Annotated in this window: 25 protein-coding genes; 22 read left to right on the top strand and 3 right to left on the bottom strand. The window is 34.9% G+C overall.

Annotated elements, in window-relative coordinates:
* Positions 1-90 precede the first annotated feature (90 nt).
* The 7 genes from CGC50_RS02495 to CGC50_RS02470 all read left to right on the top strand — a co-directional run bounded on the left by CGC50_RS02495 (position 91) and on the right by CGC50_RS02470 (position 4,826).
* The gene (locus CGC50_RS02495; RefSeq protein ID WP_095911263.1) at positions 91-615 is read left to right on the top strand and encodes a TetR/AcrR family transcriptional regulator; all 525 of its coding nucleotides are present in this window, start codon (positions 91-93) and stop codon (positions 613-615) included.
* Positions 616-627: 12 nt separating this feature from the next.
* Positions 628-1,467, top strand: coding sequence for a CPBP family glutamic-type intramembrane protease (locus CGC50_RS02490; protein ID WP_095909537.1), 840 nt, complete (start codon positions 628-630; stop codon positions 1,465-1,467).
* Positions 1,468-1,500: 33 nt separating this feature from the next.
* Positions 1,501-2,484 carry an alpha/beta hydrolase gene (locus tag CGC50_RS02485; RefSeq protein WP_095909536.1) on the top strand — a complete coding sequence of 328 codons (984 nt, stop codon included), beginning with the start codon at positions 1,501-1,503 and terminating at the stop codon, positions 2,482-2,484.
* Between the two features lie 246 nt (positions 2,485-2,730).
* Positions 2,731-2,976, top strand: coding sequence for a hypothetical protein (locus CGC50_RS14035; protein ID WP_232781171.1), 246 nt, complete (start codon positions 2,731-2,733; stop codon positions 2,974-2,976).
* Positions 2,969-3,142, top strand: a complete 174-nt coding sequence (locus tag CGC50_RS14030; protein ID WP_232781169.1) for a hypothetical protein — start codon at positions 2,969-2,971, stop codon at positions 3,140-3,142. Before CGC50_RS14035 ends, CGC50_RS14030 begins: the two co-directional genes overlap by 8 nt.
* Positions 3,143-3,525: 383 nt before the next feature.
* Entirely contained in the window at positions 3,526-4,500 is a 975-nt protein-coding gene (locus CGC50_RS02475) for a peptidoglycan DD-metalloendopeptidase family protein (protein ID WP_002668184.1), read from the top strand.
* Complete coding sequence (locus tag CGC50_RS02470; RefSeq protein ID WP_002668391.1) at positions 4,500-4,826, top strand: MerR family transcriptional regulator; 327 nt, start codon at positions 4,500-4,502, stop codon at positions 4,824-4,826. Before CGC50_RS02475 ends, CGC50_RS02470 begins: the two co-directional genes overlap by 1 nt.
* Before the next feature lie 28 nt (positions 4,827-4,854).
* Here CGC50_RS02470 and rlmD read toward each other — a convergent pair whose 3' ends face one another.
* The 3 genes from rlmD to atpD form a co-directional block, all read right to left on the bottom strand.
* Positions 4,855-6,264, bottom strand: a complete 1,410-nt coding sequence (rlmD, locus tag CGC50_RS02465; protein WP_095909535.1) for a 23S rRNA (uracil(1939)-C(5))-methyltransferase RlmD — start codon at positions 6,262-6,264, stop codon at positions 4,855-4,857.
* Positions 6,265-6,370: 106 nt separating this feature from the next.
* Positions 6,371-6,646, bottom strand: a complete 276-nt coding sequence (locus CGC50_RS02460) for a FoF1 ATP synthase subunit delta/epsilon (RefSeq protein ID WP_002668077.1) — start codon at positions 6,644-6,646, stop codon at positions 6,371-6,373.
* Between the two features lie 6 nt (positions 6,647-6,652).
* Positions 6,653-8,167, bottom strand: a complete 1,515-nt coding sequence (atpD, locus tag CGC50_RS02455) for a F0F1 ATP synthase subunit beta (protein ID WP_002667929.1) — start codon at positions 8,165-8,167, stop codon at positions 6,653-6,655.
* 241 nt (positions 8,168-8,408) lie between these two features.
* Here atpD and CGC50_RS02450 point away from each other — a divergent pair, with 241 nt between their 5' ends.
* The 15 genes from CGC50_RS02450 (at position 8,409) to mnmE (ending at position 22,140) form a co-directional block, all read left to right on the top strand.
* Entirely contained in the window at positions 8,409-8,924 is a 516-nt protein-coding gene (locus tag CGC50_RS02450; RefSeq protein WP_095909534.1) for a 30S ribosomal protein S16, read from the top strand.
* Complete coding sequence (gene rimM / locus CGC50_RS02445; RefSeq protein ID WP_095909533.1) at positions 8,924-9,454, top strand: ribosome maturation factor RimM; 531 nt, start codon at positions 8,924-8,926, stop codon at positions 9,452-9,454. The genes CGC50_RS02450 and rimM overlap by 1 nt, the downstream gene beginning before the upstream one ends.
* Before the next feature lie 20 nt (positions 9,455-9,474).
* A complete protein-coding gene (locus CGC50_RS02440; RefSeq protein ID WP_095909532.1) occupies positions 9,475-9,951 on the top strand; it encodes a septal ring lytic transglycosylase RlpA family protein in 477 nt (158 codons plus the stop codon).
* On the top strand, positions 9,948-10,724 hold the full coding sequence (locus tag CGC50_RS02435; RefSeq protein WP_095909531.1) for a UbiA family prenyltransferase: 777 nt from the start codon (positions 9,948-9,950) through the stop codon (positions 10,722-10,724). Before CGC50_RS02440 ends, CGC50_RS02435 begins: the two co-directional genes overlap by 4 nt.
* Positions 10,725-10,798: 74 nt before the next feature.
* Positions 10,799-12,094: an MFS transporter gene (locus CGC50_RS02430; protein WP_002668413.1), complete on the top strand. Its 1,296-nt coding sequence runs from the start codon at positions 10,799-10,801 to the stop codon at positions 12,092-12,094.
* Between the two features lie 250 nt (positions 12,095-12,344).
* Positions 12,345-12,506 (top strand): hypothetical protein, encoded by a 162-nt coding sequence (locus CGC50_RS13740; protein ID WP_157909407.1) that lies wholly within the window; start codon positions 12,345-12,347, stop codon positions 12,504-12,506.
* A 10-nt stretch (positions 12,507-12,516) separates the two neighbouring features.
* Positions 12,517-13,080, top strand: a complete 564-nt coding sequence (locus tag CGC50_RS02425) for a hypothetical protein (protein ID WP_095909530.1) — start codon at positions 12,517-12,519, stop codon at positions 13,078-13,080.
* A 6-nt stretch (positions 13,081-13,086) separates the two neighbouring features.
* On the top strand, positions 13,087-13,524 hold the full coding sequence (locus CGC50_RS02420) for a hypothetical protein (RefSeq protein WP_095909529.1): 438 nt from the start codon (positions 13,087-13,089) through the stop codon (positions 13,522-13,524).
* 100 nt (positions 13,525-13,624) lie between these two features.
* Positions 13,625-14,851, top strand: coding sequence for a hypothetical protein (locus CGC50_RS02415; RefSeq protein WP_095909528.1), 1,227 nt, complete (start codon positions 13,625-13,627; stop codon positions 14,849-14,851).
* A 13-nt stretch (positions 14,852-14,864) separates the two neighbouring features.
* On the top strand, positions 14,865-16,151 hold the full coding sequence (locus CGC50_RS02410) for a hypothetical protein (RefSeq protein WP_095909527.1): 1,287 nt from the start codon (positions 14,865-14,867) through the stop codon (positions 16,149-16,151).
* A gap of 312 nt (positions 16,152-16,463) precedes the next feature.
* Positions 16,464-17,411 (top strand): hypothetical protein, encoded by a 948-nt coding sequence (locus CGC50_RS02405; RefSeq protein WP_232781168.1) that lies wholly within the window; start codon positions 16,464-16,466, stop codon positions 17,409-17,411.
* 5 nt (positions 17,412-17,416) lie between these two features.
* A complete protein-coding gene (locus CGC50_RS02400) occupies positions 17,417-17,671 on the top strand; it encodes a hypothetical protein (protein WP_095909526.1) in 255 nt (84 codons plus the stop codon).
* 752 nt (positions 17,672-18,423) lie between these two features.
* The gene (locus CGC50_RS02390; RefSeq protein ID WP_095909524.1) at positions 18,424-18,735 is read left to right on the top strand and encodes a membrane-binding protein; all 312 of its coding nucleotides are present in this window, start codon (positions 18,424-18,426) and stop codon (positions 18,733-18,735) included.
* A gap of 721 nt (positions 18,736-19,456) precedes the next feature.
* Complete coding sequence (locus CGC50_RS02375) at positions 19,457-20,686, top strand: hypothetical protein (RefSeq protein ID WP_095909521.1); 1,230 nt, start codon at positions 19,457-19,459, stop codon at positions 20,684-20,686.
* Between the two features lie 26 nt (positions 20,687-20,712).
* A complete protein-coding gene (gene mnmE, locus CGC50_RS02370) occupies positions 20,713-22,140 on the top strand; it encodes a tRNA uridine-5-carboxymethylaminomethyl(34) synthesis GTPase MnmE (RefSeq protein ID WP_095909520.1) in 1,428 nt (475 codons plus the stop codon).
* The last annotated feature ends 109 nt before the right edge of the window (positions 22,141-22,249 follow it).

The following is a 22,249-nucleotide window of genomic DNA, read 5'->3' as shown; positions in this document are numbered from 1 at the left end:
TGTTTAAATATTTTGTTGATTCAAAAAAATGTACTACTTTTGCCTCGAAAATAACAGGTGTTATATTACAATTGTTATATAAAGAAATATATGCCGAAACCTACAACAATAACTCAAGAAATAATTATAGAAACAGCTTTTGAGATGGTACGAAAGGAAGGTTTTGCAGTGCTTTCTGCCCGAAATATTGCTAAGCAAATAGGTTGCTCCACTCAGCCCATTTATTGGTGCTATAAAAATATGGAGGATCTCAAAGCCGAAATCTGCAAAAAAGCACTAGCTTTCCTTCAAAATGTAATGCTTAGTTACTCAAAAACAGGCAATACTCTTTTGGATTTAGGACTTGGATACGTACGGATGGCACACACCGAGCCCGCCCTATTCAAGGCTTTTTATATGGATAATGTTACCAATGTAAAACTTACTGACATTTTTCCCGAAAGTGAGCGGGTGGTAGAAATAATGAAAAATAGCGAGGAATGTCAAGACATATCTGATCAAGAGCTGAAGAATGACATTGCTAAAGGTTGGATGTTGGCACATGGTATCGCTTCATTGGTCGCAGTGGGTATGCTTGTTTACGACGAAGATAAAATTTTAGAAATATTAAAATAAATCTGCCTTAATATGAGAACCAATAAAAAAACACTTCGGAATGTAATCCTATTTAGCTTGGTAGCCATCTCTTGCGGATGGATAGGCGTTGGGGTAAACCAGTTACTTGGCGAACCTTCTAATTTAGAGTCTTTGGGATCAGGGATTTTTATTGCTTCTCCTATTGTGTGTATGATTTTGCTCCGCCTTTTCGGTGGCGATGGTTGGAAAGATTTCCCTTTAAAACCTCGTTTCAAGCAAAACAGTCGTTGGTATATCTTTGTTATTGCAGTCTATCCCGTGGTTATTGGTATAACAATGTTTGTTGGCAAGCTATTAGGTTGGGTAGATGTGAGTAAGTTTAGTCTTGCCGCCTATCTCCCTGTTTTTGCTACTGCTTTCTTACCCATTTTTATCAAAAATATCTTAGAAGAGACGGCTTTTCGAGGTTATCTCACTGTAAAAATGGAACAACTCACCAAAAACGAATGGGTGATTTATGTAGTGGTGGCATTCGTCTGTCAAATATGGCACCTGCCATACAATCTTATATTCTTAGACGATGCTTATCAGGCAACCTTTTTCCCTTATAGCAAAGAGTTATTTGTTTTGGTGAGCCTTGTGGTCATTGCTGTTTGGACAATAATGTACACCGAAATTTTCTTTCTCTCGCGTTCACTCTTATTGGTAGTTTTGATGCACTCAATGAAAGACGCCCTTAATCCTCTCATTTCAGAAGGATTTACTATTATTTTACCTGATAAAACACTTTTAGTATCCCCTCTTTTTGGCCTCATCCCAACATTGATATACTTGGCTATAGGCTTGTATCTAAGGAGAATACGAAAAAGTAAAGAGTGTCTTCTTTCATAATGAATAAATCGTATAAACTAAAATATTAGCAATATGAACAAAAACACTGAAAACCCTGTAAATGCTGCTTCTTGGGATAAGATTTTCCCTAAAAGCGATAAAGTTGAACACAAAAAAGTGTCATTCAAAAACCGCTATGGTATCACCCTTATTGGTGACTTGTACTTCCCGAAAAACAGCGAAGATAAGAAGCTCGCTGCCCTTGCTGTTTGCGGCGGATTTGGAGCTGTAAAAGAACAAACCTCAGGATTTTACGCACAGACGATGGCTGAAAGAGGCTTTGTAACCTTAGCTTTCGACCCCTCCTATACTGGAGAGAGTGGTGGAGAACCTCGTAATGTAGCATCACCCGATATCAATACAGAAGACTTTTCAGCAGCAGTAGATTGCTTAGGAATTCAACCTTTTGTAGATAGAGAAAAAATAGGAATCATCGGTATTTGCGGTTGGGGAGGCTTTGCCCTGAATGCTACAGCTATCGATACACGTATTAAGGCTGTTGCCACAATGGTAATGTACGATATGTCACGCGTATTCAGCAAAGGCTATTTTGATGCCAATACGCCTGAAATGCGTCTGGAAATGAAGCGTTCACTCAATGCTATCCGTTGGACGGATGCTGAGACGGGAACTCCTTCCCCAGGTTATCCTATGCCGGATGCTCCTTCCGATAAAGTGCCTCAATTCTTAAATGATTATATTGAGTTTTACAAAACACCACGAGGTTTCCACGAGCGTTCAGTTTCTAATCACGTTTGGACAGCCACTACGCTGCTTTCATTTATGAATTTCCCGCTACTGTCCTATGCTAATGAAATTGAGGTACCAACTCTTATGATTGCAGGAGAAAATGCTCATTCGCGCTATATGAGCGAAGATGCCTACAAGTTAATTGGGAGCGAGAAAAAAGAACTGCTGATTGTCCCTAATGCCCGCCACACCGATTTTTACGACAATCAAGCTGGAGTATTTCCGTTTGATAAGTTGGAGGTGTTTTTTAGTGAGTATCTTCAATAAAATGAAGTATAAAAACAAGTCTCAAGCTCATATTTACTGAAAAGGGGAGGAGTAGTTTGTCTTTCCCAAAAGGATAGAAGATAAACTTTTTGAAACATTGCCTAAAAATAAGAATGGAATATGAAGTTCATATTGAACTGTTTGTTTGGAAAAATTCCCCAATAATAGTTGAAAAGATAGGTTCTTACTTGCGTAGGATATTAAGGGAAACTTTATAAAAACATTTTTAATGAATACATTTGAGAGATGATTAGAACTAACAAGATTGCAGAAGCAAATATTATTCTGAAAAAATTTCTTTGGCTTGATATTTATATGGTAGATTTTAACGAAGAGGAGATAATACTATTTGGAACTAAGGATGCTTCTTTTGGCAAACAAGTGGAAATAATATTGAAAAAAGTCTGCTATATAGATATGCCTACTATGTGGGAATTAGATTTAACTTCAGAAAATCCAATAGTATTTACAGCTCAAGAAGAAAATGAATGAGAACTATAAAAACAGATTTCTTGACAATCATAATGGAGTTGGGGATTTATTCACTTTTTCTGCAGAAGGGGTTAATAAAGGAATTCAATATCATATTGTAGCAGGTGGCTTTGAATTGCACTTTTTGAGTTATGATAGTTATTTTCCTTGGGAAATAAATGAATAAATCAAGACTTTATAAAAACATTTACTTATTTAGAGCTAATAACTTTCTCCAAGGGGTTTTTGGAGAATATGTTGTAGTATAAAAGACAAAGATAACTATATGAATATAAGGAACTAAAGAAAGTGTAAAAAGCAATATAGGAGCAATCTTGCCTAATACTATTATCTGTGAAAGGGTTTTCTGACAAGGGATTTAATGTTTCTAACTGTACAGGTAGATTTGTACATAAAAGTAGCATAAAGAGCAATAACATGTCTTGTTTAGAGAGCGTTTGGGTAATAGAGAAGAATATGAATAAAAGTAAAAAATCATAAAAAGCTTTTTTCTTTAATACAAAAATTGTATTTTTGCCTCCGTAACAGAACTAATATAAAGAAATAAGTATGGCAAAGATTAAATATTATTACGATTCTGAGACGCTGTCCTTCAAACAAATTAATAATAGGAAAAGGCGCCTCAAGTACTTATTTTTCTTTCTTCTTTCCTCTTTTCTCTTTGCGCTGATTATAGTTCTAATCCTCTACAATATCAACTTTATGCAGACCCCTAAAGAGCTTTCTCTCAGGAGAGAACTTAAGGAGAATGAGACACAATTTGCCATTTTGAACAAAAAAATGCAACAAGCAGAAGAGGTGCTAGATCGTATAGCTGATCGTGATAATACGCTTTATCGTACTTATTTTGAGATGACTCCTATCCCTGATGCACAGAGAAAGAGTGGTTTTGGAGGGGTCAATCGATATGAATATCTAGAAAAATTCAGCAATTCATCCATGCTAATTGATATGACCAAGCGATTGGAAACACTTCAAAAAGAGCTGGCTGTACAGTCCAAATCCTTGGATGATATTGCGGCTCTGGCCAAAGAAAAAGAAAAATTACTACAGGCCTTACCTGCCATTCAGCCTGTGCAAAACAAGGATCTTAAGCGTATGGCTTCTGGTTATGGATTTCGTACAGATCCATTTACTAAAGTAAGAAAATTCCATTATGGCATGGACTTTTCTGCTCCTACAGGAACAGCTGTCTATGCTACAGGGGATGGAGTGGTAACCAGAGCAGATAGCAACTCTTCTGGATATGGAGAACATATTCGCATAGATCATGGATATGGCTATGAGACACTTTATGGACACCTAAGCCAATATAATGTCCGTCCTGGACAGAAAGTAAAGCGAGGGGATGTAATCGGCTATGTAGGCAGCACTGGGCGTTCGGAGGCTCCTCACTTGCATTATGAAGTGAAGAAGAATGGGGAGCACCTCAATCCTATCAACTTCTATTATGGAAGCTTATCAGCAGAAGAATATGCAGAGATGCTCAAGAAATCTTCTCAAGGAAACCAATCGTTAGACTAATGCCAACTCCTTATAAAAAACTCTATTATTCTATAGGGGAAGTTGCTGATATCTTTGGCGTGAATACTTCAAAAATACGCTTTTGGGAGAAAGAGTTTGAAATACTCTCTCCTAAGAAAAGCCCCAAAGGGACACGCCGATATACAGACAAAGACATAGAAAATATTCGCCAGATATATCATCTGGTAGAAGAGCAGGGACATACCTTAGAAGGAGCTAAGCTAAAGCTCAAGGAAAAACCCAAAGAGCTGCTCTCCACTATAGAAATTATCGAAAAACTTAAAAAGGTTAAGCAGACCCTGCTATCTATCAAAAATGAGCTATAAAGACCCAAAAGGAGGACAAATACTATGACTACTTTGCCTCCAATAGGGCTATATTTTCGATGTGATAGGTCTGGGGGAACATATCTACCGGACATATTCTGACCACCTTATACTTCTCTTGTAGCAAGGCTAAGTCTCGGGCTTGGGTAGCGCTATTACAACTTACATAGACAACCCTCTTGGGAGCTATACGGAGTATCTGAGCTACTACATCCTTATGCATACCATCGCGAGGTGGGTCGGTGATGATTACATCAGGAAGTCCATGAGTGGTGATAAACTCTTCATTGAAGACATTTTTCATATCTCCTACAAAAAAATCTACATTGCTTATTTGGTTGTTTTGAGCATTTTCCTTAGCATCAGCAATGGCTTCAGGTACTGCTTCTACTCCTATGACTTTTTTAGCTTTTTTAGCGACAAACTGTGCAATAGTACCTGTCCCTGTATAGAGATCGTATACCAATTCCTCTCCTGTGAGGGCGGCAAAGTCTCTGACTACTTTGTAGAGTTCGTAAGCCTGAGTTGAGTTGGTCTGAAAGAAAGATTTAGCATTGATCTTAAAGCACAATCCCTCCATTTCTTCATAGATAAAGTCCCTCCCATGATAGCAGATAACCTCTTGGTCATAGATTGTATCATTGGGTTTATTATTGATGATATATTGTAACGAGGTAAGGGTAGGAAATTCCGATAGGAGATAGTTAAGTAGCTGTTCCCGAGGCTCTTTTCTCTCCTCTAAGAACTGTATCACGAGCATTATCTCCCCTATGGAGGAAATACGAATCATCATAGTACGTAGCCACCCTGAGTGGCTGCGAGGATTGTAGAAAGAATAGTCATGTGAGAGTGCATATTCTCGAATCTTATTGCGAATGGCATTGGAAGGATCTTCCTGCAGATGGCACTTACGAATGTCCAAGACCTTGTCCCAAGCGCCAGCGATATGGAATCCGAGACCCTGACGGTCTGCGATTTCCTCTTTGCTCGTAATCTCCTCAGGGGTAAGCCAACGTGTCTCACTAAAGGAAAATTCTATCTTATTGCGATAAAAATAAGGTTTGTTACAACCTACAATAGGCAAGATCTCCTCAGGGATTATTCCTCCCAATCGCTTAAGATTGTTCTCTACCTCTTTTTGCTTGTAGTGGAGCTGACTTTGGTAGTTCATATGTTGCCATTGGCACCCTCCACAATAGGTGAAGTGCTCACATACGGGGACTACTCTCAGTGGAGATTCTTGGTGGAACTTCACAGCTGTCCCTTCATAGAAAGCCTTTTTTTTCTTGGTCACCAATATATCAACAATATCCTCAGGCACCGCATTATCTACAAATATAACCCGACCATCAGGGGCATGTGCGATGCTTTTTCCTTTAGCACCTGCATCGGTTATGGTAACATTTTCTATCAAAAGAGGTTTTTTGTCTTTTCCCATGTGAATATTTTAATGAAAGAGATAAAGAAATGATTCATAAAATACAATGTAGGGGCGAGAGAAACTCGACCCCTACATTTTAACTTAGCTAATTAAACTTTATAAACTATTGAGCAAGTACTATTATTTTGTTTTCTTGTTGTTCTACTACCCCTTCTTCTATAGGTAGGGTGTATTCTCCTTTTTCTTGAGCAAAGCGTTCTTGCACACAGATAGTAGGAGCTTCACTTTCCCTGAAAGAAAGAGTGCCTTTTTCCAAGAGGGAGACGATAGGAGCGTGGTTTTCCAATATCTGGAAAGAGCCCTTAGCACCAGGGAGCGTAACAACACTCACCTTTCCCTTATAAAGCACAGCTTCTGGAGTTACTATTTCTAATACCATAATATCTTAGTTTTGTGCTTCAGCAAGCATTTTCTCACCAGCTTCTATTACTTCTTCGATAGTTCCTTTGAGGTTGAAAGCAGCTTCAGGGAGGTGATCCAACTCACCATCGAGAATCATATTGAACCCGCGGATTGTATCCTTGATATCTACAAATACCCCGGGGATACCGGTGAACTGTTCTGCTACGTGGAAAGGCTGAGAGAGGAAGCGCTGTACCCTACGTGCGCGGGCTACGGCGAGCTTGTCCTCTTCGGAGAGTTCCTCCATACCTAGGATAGCAATAATATCTTGTAGTTCTTTGTAGTGTTGAAGCAACTCTTTTACTCGCTGTGCACACTCATAGTGTTCTTTTCCAAGGATTTCAGGAGTAAGGATACGAGAGGTAGAATCCAATGGGTCTACAGCAGGGTAGATCCCAAGCTCTGCAATTTTACGAGAGAGTACTGTGGTGGCATCAAGGTGCGCAAAAGTAGTCGCAGGGGCAGGGTCAGTAAGGTCATCGGCAGGTACATATACCGCTTGTACAGAGGTGATAGACCCTTTCTTGGTAGAGGTAATACGTTCTTGCATAGCCCCCATCTCAGTAGCCAAAGTAGGTTGGTATCCTACTGCTGAAGGCATACGCCCTAATAGAGCAGATACCTCAGACCCCGCTTGGGTAAAGCGGAATATATTGTCCACGAAGAAAAGTACATCTTTTCCTTCTCCATCGCCAGCACCATCACGGAAATATTCGGCAATGGTAAGCCCAGAAAGGGCTACACGAGCACGAGCTCCAGGGGGTTCGTTCATCTGTCCAAATACAAAGGTCGCTTTGGATTCCTTGAGAGCTTCTCTGTCTACTTTACTCAAGTCCCAACCTCCTTCTTCCATAGAGTGCATGAACTCTTCTCCATACTTAATGATACCAGACTCAAGCATTTCTCTCATAAGGTCATTTCCCTCACGAGTACGCTCACCTACACCAGCAAATACAGAGAGACCTCCGTGCCCTTTAGCAATGTTATTGATAAGTTCTTGGATAAGTACTGTTTTTCCAACTCCAGCACCTCCAAAAAGTCCAATTTTTCCTCCTTTTGCATAAGGCTCAATAAGGTCAATTACCTTAATACCTGTAAAAAGTACTTCTGTTACAGTGGATAAGTCCTCGAACTTAGGAGCTTTGCGGTGGATAGGGAGCCCATGTTGTCCTTCCTTAGGCAAGTTGCCTAACCCATCGATTCCATCACCGATGACATTGAACAAGCGACCAAAGACATCATGTCCGATAGGCATTTGGATAGGGCGACCAGTAGCCGTTACTTCCATACCTCGGCTAAGTCCTTCTGTAGCATCCATTGAGATAGCACGAACAGTATCTTCTCCTATGTGAGATTGTACTTCCAGAACCAAGGTGTGTCCGTCCTTACCTACAATCTCTAATGAATCATAAATTTTAGGCATTTCCTTTTCAGAAGGAAACATAACATCTACCACAGGACCGATTACCTGTGCTATTTTACCTTTGTATTGAGCCATATTTTTTATTTAAAAAAAGCGCATTATTTTGAGCGCAAAGATATTTAATTTATTTGGAAATAACAAGAAATATCCATCCTTTTTTAGAATAAATCTCACAAAAGCATTTACTATTTTGATTATCAAACGAATAGGGGAGGGTTATTATTTTTTTAAAAAAGTTTGTTTGTCAGAAGAAAAAATAGTACTTTTGCGCCCAAATTACATAACAGAGGTCGAGAACCTCATTAATTGTCTTAATATGCCTGTAAAAATTAGATTACAAAGACATGGTAAAAAGGGTAAACCTTTTTATTGGGTAGTAGCTGCTGATGTGCGAGCTCCCCGCGATGGTAAGTTCCTCCAAAAGATAGGAACTTATAATCCTAACACTAACCCTGCTCAGATAGAGATTGATATTGATGAAGCTGTTAAGTGGCTTCACTTCGGTGCACAACCTACTGAGACAGCACGTCGTATCCTTTCTTACAAAGGAGTATTGCTAAAATACCACTTGCAAGGAGGGGTGAAGAAAGGTGCCCTTACTCAAGAACAAGCCGATGCGAAATTCGCTGCTTGGCTTAGTGAAAAAGAGCAAAAAATCAGCCAAAAGAAAGATGCTCTTCAAAAAGGTAAAGCATCGGCCAAACAAGAAAGCGTAAAAGCAGAACAAGCTTATAGCCAAAAACGCAAAGAGGCTATTGCTGCTAAAGCTCAAGCTCCAGAAGCTCCTGCTGAATCTTCTTCTGAAGAAACCGCTAACGAAACAGAAGCTTAATGAGGAGGGAAGATTGCTTCTTTGTAGGAACAATTGTCTCCAAATTCAGCTTCAAGGGGGAAGTCCTTGTCAAGACCGACACGGATGATCTTTCCTTATTTGAAAATATGGAATCAGTCTTTGTCGAACTAGGCAAGGAACTGGTTCCTTTTTTCATAGAAAAATGTAATCTGCATAAGTCCGACCTACTACGTATCAAGTTCGAGGAGGTCGATACTGAGCGCGATGCTGAGGCGCTCCTAAAGCATCACTTATTCCTGCCCTTAACCCTTTTGCCTAAGCTTACAGGAAATAAGTTCTATTATCATGAGGTGATTGGTTTTCAAGTGTTTGATGTGAATTATGGGGCTATAGGTACCATCACTCATATCAATGATAATTCCTCTCAACCTCTTTTTGAAATAATGCATGAGGGTAAGGAAATCCTTATTCCCCTACATGACAACTTCCTCAAAGAGGTCAATCGCAAAGAGAAAAAGATCATAGTGGAAACCCCTGAAGGACTTATCGACTTATATATGCAAGAATAACCAATTAAATTATATTCCTTATGAAACTTTCTTCTATCCTAAAGCTATGTTGTTTCTTTCTTTTGGTGAGTTGCCATAGTTCTAAAATGACACAACAGCGAAAAGCAACTCATAAAAATAGCAAAATGGCTGTCAAAAAGAAAAAAACAACATCTGAAAAAGACAAATCAGTAGCGGAGGCTTCTTCTACAGTCTCTACTATGGCAACTACAGGAGTAGCTTCCTATTATCACAACAAATTCAATGGACGTAAGACTGCCAGTGGAGAGGTGTTCAGCAACAACAAACTCACAGCAGCACATCGTACCTATCCTTTTGGTACTTATCTGAAAGTGACCAATGTGGCCAACGGGAAATCAGTAGTGGTAAAAGTCAACGACCGAGGCCCCTTTACCAAAGGAAAAGAGTTAGACCTCTCTCGTAAAGCCTTTATGGATATTACAGATAATCCTAACAAAGGAAATCTACAAGTAAATATAGAGGTGGTAACCCCATGAGAGCCACACTCTATACTATTTTACACTTTTTTATCAGAGAAAATATTATTGTAGCTTCTGCAGTAACAGCTTTAGCTCTTTCTACCTTTTATATTTTTCATCAACCAATAGCCTATCCTTATTTGTTATCTTTATGGGCAGGGGCTATCTTGTCTTATTCTTTTGCTAAGGAAGGCATCTTCAAGTATCGGGATCCCTTATGGTGGAGCTGTGTTCTTATAGTGGGGTATTGTTTCTTTTTGCTCAACTTACAGGGGAAGATACTACTATTCCTCTCTGGGGTGTTGAGTATCCTATACAATGCTCCTTTTCTTAGTCAAAATCTTAGGAGTATTCCCTTTCTCAAAATAGCTATTGTTGCCTTCTGTTGGGTACTATCTGCGGTTTTTCTGCCTTTGTCAGAGAGTGCTATATCCTTTTTCTCTTGGCAAGTATGGCTGCTTTCCTTGCAATATTTTCTATGGATATGTGTACTGATTCTCCCTTTCGATATTCGTGATAGGATAGAGGATCGTGCTTATCTGCACACATTTCCTACAGTCTTAGGAGTGAGAAAGACTAAAATTATAGGGATAATCACTATGCTATGTTATCTTCTACTTTCCTTTTATCATACTTCCCTTCCATTACGACTGATACAAATAGGGATAGCTTGTATTACTCTTTTATTTCTTCTCTTTGCTCGTGAGGAGCAATCTCCCTTCTATAGTGGGCTTTTGGTAGAGTGTATTCCTATCCTATATTTTTTACTTTTATGGCAGTATTATCCTTAAAAAAAGCAAAATTTTTCTTTGATATGATAAAATAATTTTTTAACTTTGTCGCTATAATAAAAATTTTAGCAGAGATGGAACAAAATCAAGAAAACAAAAATTATCTGTTACCTATTCTGATGATGTTTGCCCTATTCTTTATGATAGCCTTTGTGACTAATTTGCAAAGTCCTATGGGAGTGATTATAAAGAGCCAATTTATGGCGAGCAATTTTCAAGCACAATTGGGAACCTTGGCCAACTTTATTGCTTATGCCTTCATGGGAATTCCTGCAGGGCAAATGTTACAACGAAAGGGCTATAAGAAGACTGCCCTGACAGCTGTAATAGTAGGATTTGTAGGGGTGTGTATCATCTTCCTATCGGGTGCAATGGAGAGTTATGCAGTCTACCTCATAGGAGCCTTTGTTGCAGGTTTTTCTATGTGTATGCTCAATGTAGTGGTCAATCCTATGCTTAATACTTTAGGAGGCGAAGGTAAGCGAGGCAATCAATTATTACAGTTTGGAGGGGCGCTCAACTCTATGGGGGGGACTATTGTCCCTGTTTTTGTAGGCTATCTCATAGGAGAGAATATAGAAAAAGCCTCTATAGACAAGGCCAATCCTGCCTTATACTTAGCCATGGGAACCTTTGCCTTGGTCTTTATCGTACTATCCTTGATGAAAATCCCAGAACCCCATATTGTAAAAAAAGTAGAAAATAAGGCAAAAGAATCTCATAGTGCCTTGTCTTTCAGACATTTTGTATTTGGTATTATTGCTATCTTTGTCTATGTAGGGGTAGAAGTAGGGATTCCAGGGGTGGAGAACTATTTCATGACAGCTCAGGTTGACAAAGGTGGCTTAGGAATCGATGCGACAACGGCAGGTTCTGTAGTCGGTACTTACTGGTTCTTGATGTTTGTTGGCCGATTTGTAGGGGGGGCTTTAGGGGCTAAGTTCTCTAGCAAGGTGATGCTTTCTTTTGTCGCTTCCTTAGGCTTATTGTTTGTATTATTGGCTATCTTCTTACCTACAGATGTAGTGGTGAATATGCCAGTTTTCAACAAAAATATTTCCTTTGGACTGGCTGAAGTTCCTGCAAGTGTCATGTTCTTAACCCTCTGTGGACTTTGTACCTCAGTGATGTGGGGTGGTATTTTTAACTTGGCAACTGAGGGGTTAGGCAAGTATACAGCTGCTGCCTCTGGTATCTTTATGGTCATGGTCTGTGGAGGAGGTATACTCTCCACTCTTCAGAGCTATATAGCTGACCTCTTTGGCTATGTACAAAGCTATTGGGTGGTTATTATAGGCCTTTTGTATATCCTATACTACGCCCTTGTAGGTAGCAGAAATGTAAATAAAGACATTGTAGTTAATGATTAATGGTCAATTGTTAATAAATTATATAATTATAAGGGCGAATGATTCATTTGCCCTTTTTTAGTTTGTAATTATATATTATGTGGTATTTTTTTAATTATTGTAATCAGATGATTATTAACTTGTTATATTTTGTTTATTGGAAAATTATCTTTAGTACTCAGAGATAAAGAACAAGGAGGTGATAATTAACAATTAATAATCAACAATTAACCATTATTATCACTATCTTTGTTCCTTAAAATATGATCTTATGACAATTGAGAATTTTGATAAGTTTGTTGATAAAACTTTGGTAAAACAAGGCAGAGAAGTTTTCGAAAAAGGTAAAGTTTCTTCCATAGAAGAACTTGAGGATGGGCTATGGGTTGCCACTGTGACCGACAAAGATTCATACAATTATCTTCTTAGCTGAAGACGAAAGAGTGCCACTTGCTCTAAAAGAAAAAGCTACTTCTTTTCTATTAAAAGAATTATATAATGCGACAAATTACGAATATGATTATTATGGAAAGAAAATAACAGAGGCTTCTAAGAGAATTTGTCTACAGTTTCAAAAAGAAGAGGAATATTTAGCTGCCTTAGATAGAATTCTTTCTAAAAAGAACCTTTCGGGGTATGACAAACGTATTTATACAGCTGAAAAAATAAGTATTCTTTCTCAAAAAGGAGATACTGAGGGAGTTAATAAGATAATTGATGAGAATCTTGAGGATCCTGAACTCAGAAAAATAAAAATACAAGCTTGTATAGAAGAAAGAGATCTAAAAACAGCAAAAAAACTACTAGAAGAAGGGATAAAGACACTAACTCAAAAAGGAAGGAATCAAAATATAATAAAAGAATGGAAGGCAGTCCTAGTATACATTGCTGAGTTAGAAAAAGATATCCCAACTATTCGTCATTATGCTAAAGAAATTGCTTTGGAAGACAAAGGAAGTATAGAATACTATGAAAAATGGAAAAAAACCTATCCAGAAAAACAGTGACAGGAGGTGATAGAGAAAGAAATTAAGGAACTCGAAGATGATTATAACCAAAAAAGAGAAAAAAAATCAAGTTATTGGAATTATTCAATCGTTTCTCCTACATTATTCTTTATTTACGAACAAGAAGATAAGTATGAAAAGCTTTGGAATTATGTAAAAGAATTAGATATTCAGACTACTTTGTATTTCCTACCTTACCTAAAGAAATATTACAAGGAAGAAATAATAGAAAGATTAGCCTATTTAGTTCATTTCTTTTGCGAAAGAATGTATACAAAAAATGACTATGAAACTATAGGGAAAGCTATTCGCTATATGATTAAAGAAGTCCCTGAGAAGCTTGATACAATAAAAAAATTAGTACTCGAACTTAAAACAATCTATAAAAGAAAACATAACTTTGTAGAAATCTTAAACCAAATAATAGTAGAATACAAGATATAATACAATTATGATAAATATATTGAAGAATTATTTTATATTATTTCTTATTCTTGTAGTTCTTAATATAATTTTAATTAGTACTACAGGAAACGGATACTTTATGTATCTTTTTTTCTATCTCTATGGATTTTTTGCCTTGCTTGCTTTTGCAAACATTCTCTTTCATATAGGAATCCATCACAAAGGTTCAAGAATCTATATTCTTGCTTTTGTTTTCTTAGTGCTCATAGGAGTATTCCTTACTTATTATGGTGGAGAATTGTCTAGCAAACTTTTACTCTACAACTCCAAAAGAAACTTTCCTCCCGCACTTGAAAAATTCGTTTCCCTAGGAGAAAATCCCATTTCTGTAGAAGGAAAAGAGATTATTCCTTTTAATTCTTACAAATGGTTTGATTTGGAAAACTATACAATGTCTGAGAAAAACGAACTCATTGCTCTCTATAGGGATTCAAGACCTCAGGAAGGAGACTTAGAAGCTCTTGTGAGGAAATTCGATACTGCGGGAGAGGTTATCGATTCTCTTTCTTTTCATTATTCAAAGGAGAAAGAAAGTAAAGTATTTCTCATAGAGGATTGCCTAATAGATATTTATAGTCGGACTTATAACAAATCTTGGTTTGTAGATGGAAATAAAGAATTTCGTCCTATGAAATTAGTAGAAGGTTCTCAAAAGTGGAATTTCCAACAAGTAAAAGACTTTCATTATAACAGAACTAAAGATTCTCCTTATTGTCATATTATAAAAAATTCTTATTGGTCACTTCCTGATAAAGGTGATTTCCCCGAGTCAGGTGACCCTCAATTTATAATTGTTTTCCTAAAAGATAATCAATTATATTATTACATTACCTCTTATGATATTACTGACGATTTTTATTTCTATAACGAAAAATATGTAATAAAATTCCCTGAACATACATCCTCTCCTCTCCTATTAGCTTACAGAAATAAGTTCTTATATAATGAAGACCATTTAGTAAAAGGGGAAAAATCATCACAACGTACCCATATTGATCCCGTTTATTATTTGGACAAAATGATAGAATGTAGAGGACTAGAACCACTTCATCCTTCTTGGTCTTTTGAGGTGGGAAAAGGATACGGTGAGTTATATTACAGATTAAAGATAGAAGATAAAATACTTCCTTTGAAAATGGATTATCGCACCTACGGAAATCATGAAAGAAGTATAAAACACCCTACTTACTATTGGAAAAACGACATCGAAACCATTGAAGAATGTAAATATATATATTTGTATAGTAATAAAAATCTAAAATATTATCTACTACACACCCCGTTAGGATTTTACATCATAAAATAAATATTTTATAGTTATGAAAAAGAAATTATTACACTTGTTTTTTGCCTCTCTTACAGGAATTGCTTTTGCTGTAGCTTATGCTTTTATAGTGTATAAGATATATACTTTAGTTACACAAATGGGAGGTAAGTTCTTAGCAAAGTTTGTTCCTATCCCTTTTGCCTTGGGAATGTTGGTTTTCTATAGCTTTTATTATCGTTGGGCTAAAAGATTTTTTTTCTATGGAATAGGGGTGTTTACAGCTTTTGTACTCTTTGTACTTTATTCACCCAATATATGCCAAGAAGTGTTTCTGCAATATTCACGTATCGGAAAGCAAGAACAAGCACACCGTTTCCTTTCCTTAGCAGATACGACAAGAGTTACAGCTAATACGAGATTTTCACTACTTTCCCCTAAAGAAGGATATCAGATAAAACAATGTTTGCTTAATGAAAATCACGAGTTAGTAGTACTATATACAGAAAAGCATTATGTGGAAAATCCTTTCTATATATCAGGGAAACTTGTAGGTGAAGATCCTTTTGAGACACCTCCTTATATGGTTGTGTATGATACAATAGGAAAAGTTAAGTACAGTGTCTTCTTGGCACATCCAGAGGAAGAAGCAATAGGAGAGTTTTTGCTAAAAGGAAACTATATTATAGATCTTAGTACTTATGAATATGCAAATTATACCTATGACGGATCATTTATTATGCAACCTATGGAATATTTGGCAGGATATGATCCTGCTCATAGAGAAACGAGGGCACCTATATCTTATTACGAAACATTCCTTTCTGATGAAGGAGAATGTGGAGGATATCCTGCAATAATAGGAATATTTATAGAGGATGACCAAGCCTATTACTTTTTCCCTCCTACGTCAGAAAAGAATACTCAGTACAGAGATGATCAGGATGAAAATATGCTAATAAGTAATCTGTTCTCTATATTAGAAGAAGAGGAAGAAAAGGGAGCGTATTCTTTCGAGCGGAGAAATATTCTTCCACAAGATTTTTATTATGAGTATCTTACTATGAATGGCTTTTTTAGGAATGACCAAGGGGAAAATTGCGAGGTGACTTATTCTGATATACAATTGTTATTTGACCTTAAAATAGGAAAAGATACTTTTCACTTTAAGAAAGAAAAAGTATCTAACTATAAAGGATATAACCAACTTAAAACCCCTACTTATTATATAGAAAATGAAGAAGAAACTTTAGAGAAGTACAAAGATATGTTTCTTTATACCAATAAGCATCTATCTTATGCTATTTTCTATGATGGGGAATATGTTTATATGATAAAATAAATATTTTATGACGATGAAAAAGAAATTATCACATCTGTTTTTTGCCTCTCTTACAGGAATTATTTTCTTATTAACCTATTTATTGATTATTTATTGGGATTATGAAGTCATCTTTAGAGGAAAAAAATATTACTATATGTTTTTTACGCATTTTTTTTTGGAATAGGTGTTTTCGCTTATTATTATTTCCAAAAGAATAGTATAACCAAGCGTTTTATACGTATATTTCCTATTTGTATGCTTGTATTTTTTCTTTTCAAACATTCTTATTCGGTATATTCCTATTACAAATACCTTGTTTCATGTAGAGAAATGCCCAAAGAACTTAGAAAATATGATTTGTTGGATAATAAAGAGATATATCAAAGAGGAAAAATAATTTCTCCTATTTCTCAAAGTAAAATACCCGCCGGTCATGAATTTTTCCTTGATAAAGAAGGTCATCTGTTCATATATTATAAATTTTATGATGATGAAACTACATTTTATATAGATTGTATATTGAAATATGATACTGAAGGAAACCATATGGAAACTTTATATTTGGAAAATTTTGTGAATCAAAAAAGAGACATCGTGGTAAGAAAAAAATATTTGATAGATATTTATGAAAAATCCTATTCTTCTTTTTTGATAGATGGCAATAGGGACTTTCTACCTATGAAAGAGCTAAAAAAAGAGGAACAACCTTCAGAAAAAGATATGGAAGAACGTACATTTAAAAATTCTAATAACAATTTAATAGTTATTATTCAAAAAGATAGCGAAAGAGATGCAATGGTTATTATTAAAAAAGAAAATAAGTTGTACTATTTCTATACACAAGAGTTTTATTATCTAAAATATATGGATTTTCCTGTTTCAGATGATTTTAATTTGTTTAACGACTTCATAAAACCTCCTAAAGAAAAAGGAATAGCTCCTCAAGAAAGCCCTATAAAATATATGTATTATCTGAAGGAATATACATCCAATTCAGGACTTCATCTATTTGGAAAAGAGAAATCTTTTCAAGAAGATTGGAGTCAAGGCTATGTATATTTTAATTTACTCTTGGACGAACAAGAACTACACCTAAAGACTTTCTATAGTCAAAATCTTTTTCCTTTTGATGATACCTCTGATGGCATTCGCTATTATGAAAATCAAAATGAAACCCTTGAAATACACAATAAAATAAGATTATATAGAAATAAATACTTATCTTATTACTTACTCAGCACAGGATATCAATATTATTTAATAAAAAATAAATTTTAAAGATTATGAAAGAGCATACACAGCATAAAAAAAGATTTCCCTTATTGGTTTGGCTTCCTTTTGTGGCATATTATGTTATGCAATATAAGGTATATATACTTAATATCAAGAACGAAAAAGTTGTTACATTCTTTATTTATATTATGATAGGAATGATAGCTTGGCTTATCTCGCTTGCCAATATGCTTACCTATGTAAAGAAATATCATTGGTTGGTTATTTTATTATATTGCATTATTTTTGTATATTGTTCAGCATAACTATCCAAAAACACAAAAATATAGAAAATACCATCTTGTAAATAGAATAAACAACCTTGTATAATTCATTTTCTATCTTGTAAAATGGAAAACACATCTTGTTTAATCCGTTTTCCATATTGTAAAATAAAATAACCATCTTGTGTAGTTCATTTACAAGGTATAAAATCACATAAACTATTTGTATAATTAAATAAAAATAAAAAAATATGAAAAAAACTCATTTTTTTAGAATAATGATAAAAGTATTTTCTATACTTTTTCTATTGATTTCAATTTATATTTTATATATTTTCATAAGAGAAGGTATGAATGACAAATTTATAGCTACATCAATTATTTGTTCTTATTTGTTTATTTATTCTATTATAGTGAATTTGTTAGGGTATTATATATATAAGAAAAACAAAATAGGAATAGTATTATGCAGTATAATTATTCTATATATGATTTATGTTCCTTCTATTTTGTTTATAATTTCTAATTGGTGGATTGATGATTCTTCTGAACTTTTATTTTTTTCAATTAAATGTGCTATTCTCGTTACATTATTATTAATAATTTTCTTTTTGAGTATTTATATTTTCTATTATAGAGAATTAAAGAAGTTTCTCATTATTTTTGGCACTATTTTTGTGGTATGTATATTGGTTTTCTATGTGATTTCATTCGTGATTTTCAAGAATACTAATTTATTTTCTGTATAAAATAAATTCTTTTCATTCATTGTTTAATATATAAAAAGTAAATTTATGCCGAGAAAAAATTTTTCAACAAACTTAGCTGAATCATCTGTAATGATAGATGGGCTAAAGGGTCGTAATGACAAATTGCCTTTGGGAATAAAGGCTGAAGACATTACCAAGCTCGAGGAGCTTCGTAAGAAAATGGAAACGCTCAATAGTGAGCAAGAAAAGCTAAAAGCTGACCTCAAAACAAAAACCGAAGAGCTTAACAAAGCTATCTCTGAGGTGGAGAATAAGGTTACTTTCCTTAAAAAACTTATAAAAATTGATATTCCACAAACACAATGGAGGGAATTCGGGATTGAGGACAAGCGATAAGAAAAAATACCTTGTAGGATTCTTATCCTTACAAGGTATTTTTATATTCTATTCAATCAAAAAATAATTATATGAAAAAGAAACCGAATATCAAAATAGGAATCATTATAAACATAGCACTTACTGTGTTATCTATTGTTTATTCGTTTTTATATTATATAGAAAAAAGTGGTTTTGAACTTAATTACAATAGTTTAGAGTTTTTTATTTATCTTTTTATATTCTATATATTCCATTTTATCATAGGGATCAATCTATTATTCTTTCTATTTTATAGTTTCTTCTATAAATGGGCGAGAATAGGATTGGTTATTACTTTGCTAATTGCTATTTATCTTTATTTATAAAGATAATATTTTATACTATCATTAGTTTATGAAAAAGAAACCGACTATCTCAGTAGGCATTGTTATAAGTATAATTCTTTTGCTTATCAATTTTTATTATATCATTATGGAATACCTTCCCTACTGGGACTATTTTGATTTTAGTAGTTTCCATACTTGGATGATCTATTTTTATATAAATCTTATAGTAGTTCCTTTGTTTATAGCTTTATTATTCTTTTTATTTTATAGTTTTTTCTACAGATGGGCAAAGAAAGGACTTTGGATAACAAGTATTTTACTCGTAATGTCAATAATATGGTTTTGGCTATATATCTCTATGTGAAAATGTATCAAAGTACATAATTCATCTCTTATAAAATAATTTTACACTTATGGAAAATAAAAAACCACGATTTTGGAAAGTTTTTCTTGTTAGTATCTTACTATATGCTTTGTACTTTATGATTGTGGTATATAATATAGAGGCTTCAGGAGATACTAAATTATTCCTTGTACTTATAAGCCCTCTTCTTTTAGTATTGGGACTTTTGATTTTCTATGCATTTTATTCTGATATAGCAAAATATATGTTATTTTTCTTTATCATAATTGCTATGCTATATCTTTCTATAACACTTACATTAGTGGTTGGGGTTCTCATCTATTTTTCTTTCTTTTACAAATCAGAAAAAGTAAGGAAAATAGCTAAAATAGGACTTTTTATTTCGGGGCTTTTTGCCATTCCGTTGATAGCAAGTCTCTTTGGTTATGATTCTCTTTATAATTCTATAGCAAAAACATTTTCGGATATGACACTTCCTTCTAAATATAAAAAGTATGTAGCACTTAGTGGAAATACTGTTTCTTATGAAGGAAATACGATGGTGATGCTTCCTGAAGGAGAAGATAAAATAATAGAATTTGCTTTTGTCAATCAGAAAAATGAACTTATTATAAGTGATGATAAACCTTTAGGTTATTTATCCAAATATGATACGCAAGGAAACAGGATTGATACATTGAAAATAGAAAAAATAGATGGGATAGAGAATCTTTTTGATGGGTTCTATGGGGATTATTTGGTAGATTTCAAAGGGAATCGTTATTGTTCTTGGGCGATAGATGGCAATAAGTCTTTTCGGTCTATGGAACAGCTTTCTGATTATGAAAAAGAGAATATCATTGATGATGATAAGATGTCAAAAGGAAAAAGAATAGACTTATTTTCTGAAAAAAATGAAAATATTCCTAAAGAAGAAAGCCAAAGACGTGAGAAAATCATTCCTCAATATTTCAAAGTGGAAGGTTCAGGAAGTAATACCGGTTCAGGAATTGGAGGCGGATCAATCTCTTATCGTACCACTTGGGAAGAAGGTACTCTTTTCCTTTCTATTGAGGTAAATGGAAAAATCTTTCATCTGAAAAAAGAAATGACTATGTTCGATGGAGAAAACCTATTAAAGAGCAGCACGATTTATCGTACGATCTCAGGAGGAACCTTAGAACAATACGAAAACTATCAAGTATATACCCATCCTAAGTGGGATTATGCATTATTTGCTTATAAAAATCATAAATTCTATAATACTTATAGGCTTTTTATCATTAAAAATAAAAATTAAAAGCTATAAAAAAGAATATTTCACCTATGAATCAAGAAAAAACACCTTATACCGATGATACTATTGTTGCTTTGGCTACTGCCACAGGTGTGGGAGCTATTTCGGTAATACGTTTATCAGGAAAAGAAGCTATCGAACTCTCTGACAAAATATTCAAAACAGTAAGTGGAAAGCCTTTATCCGAAGCACCTTCTCATACCGTTCATTTGGGAACTATCAAAAGCGAAAACCAAGTAATTGATGAGTGCTTAGCAACTATTTTCAAAGGAAAGAAATCTTATACAGGCGAACCCGTAGTAGAGTTTTCTTGTCACGGAAGTGCTTATATTACTCAGGAAGTAATAAAATTGTGTTTAGCAAATGGGGCAAGGCTTGCCCAGGCTGGTGAATTTACCAAACGAGCTTTCCTCAATGGAAAATTAGCTCTTAACCAAGCCGAAGCAGTTGCTGACCTTATTGCCTCAGATAGTAAAGCCTCTCACCAAGTAGCTTTGCAACAAATGCGAGGTGGTTTTACTTCTGAAATCGAAGATTTACGACAGGAACTACTTAACTTTGCTTCTTTGATAGAATTGGAATTGGATTTCTCAGAAGAAGATGTAGAGTTTGCTGATAGAAGTCAGTTTGAACAACTACTCAAAAGGATAAAAACAACTCTACAAGGGCTGGTACAGTCCTTCTCTGCAGGTAATGCTATCAAGAATGGGATACCAGTGGCCATTGTAGGCAAACCCAATGCAGGCAAATCAACCCTACTTAATACCTTGCTCAATGAGGAGCGTGCTATCGTGTCGGACATTGCGGGGACTACTCGCGATACCATAGAAGAAATACTCCATATAGCAGGGGTTACATTCCGCTTTATTGATACCGCAGGTATCCGTGACACACAAGACAAAATAGAAGCTATAGGAGTAGAAAAAGCCAAAGAAAAAATAAAAAAAGCACAAATAGTACTCTATCTCTATAATGAAAAAGAGAATACTACCGATGAAGTAGTACAATTTGTAGAAGAAAACTATCGAAAAGGACTTAAGATATTGCTTTTGCATAACAAAATAGATAATGAATATATAGGATTATCTGAATTTGATGGCGAAATATCATTAAAACTTCATAAGATAGAACCAAAATATGGTTATACACAACTAAGAATTTCCGCCAAAGAGAAAATCAATATAGATGCTCTCAAGGAACTCCTTTCTTTCTATGCCAAGGAGCTCACCTCAACAGAAAGTGCTACTATTATCACCAATATACGCCATTATGAAGCCTTAAAAAATGCTTTAGAAGCTCTTGAGAAAGTGGAAGAAGGGCTTATAAATCATCTTTCAGGGGACTTATTGGCTATTGATATACGAGAAGTACTCTATCACTTGGGTAGTATCACAGGAGCAGTGACCAATGATGAACTGTTGGGGAATATATTTTCTCGCTTCTGCATAGGAAAATAAAAAGGATTTACCAGTTCATTCATTTTAAGTTTCGCAAGATGTTTTTAGGAGATAAATATTTTTATAATGTATTAAAAGTCAATGAATTAAAAATCTTGCGAAACTTTTG

Source organism: Capnocytophaga gingivalis (assembly GCF_002302415.1).
In the GTDB taxonomy this organism is placed as follows: Bacteria; Bacteroidota; Bacteroidia; order Flavobacteriales; family Flavobacteriaceae; genus Capnocytophaga; species Capnocytophaga gingivalis.
This window is presented reverse-complemented; position numbering and strand designations above follow the sequence as displayed.